Here is a 253-nt window from a genome sequence, read left to right as displayed (position 1 = left end):
CTGAATTACCTGAAAGGAGAGAAATCTTTCAAAGGCGGAATTCGGCGGAAACAGAAGAAAGCGGCACTGGTTGAGACATATCTTGCTGACATTCTCGCGGTCTGAAAGCTTTCATGCGTTTTCCCTGGGGCACGCTGGGCTTATCTGGCAGTGGTCATCGACTTGTATGCTCGTAAACCCGTGGGGTGGGCATTGTCCCTATCGCCGAACACGGAGCTGGTAAAGAAAGCGCTGACCATGGCCTACGAATCGC

Annotated in this window: 1 pseudogene; it reads left to right on the top strand. The window is 52.2% G+C overall.

The annotated features are described in order from the left end of the window. Positions 1 to 111 precede the first annotated feature (111 nt). A pseudogene (locus MKZ40_RS17150) lies at positions 112 to 253 on the top strand (IS3 family transposase); the annotation flags it as partial.

The organism is Cobetia sp. BMC6, assembly GCF_029991385.1.
Classification (GTDB): Bacteria; Pseudomonadota; Gammaproteobacteria; order Pseudomonadales; family Halomonadaceae; genus Cobetia.
This window is presented reverse-complemented; position numbering and strand designations above follow the sequence as displayed.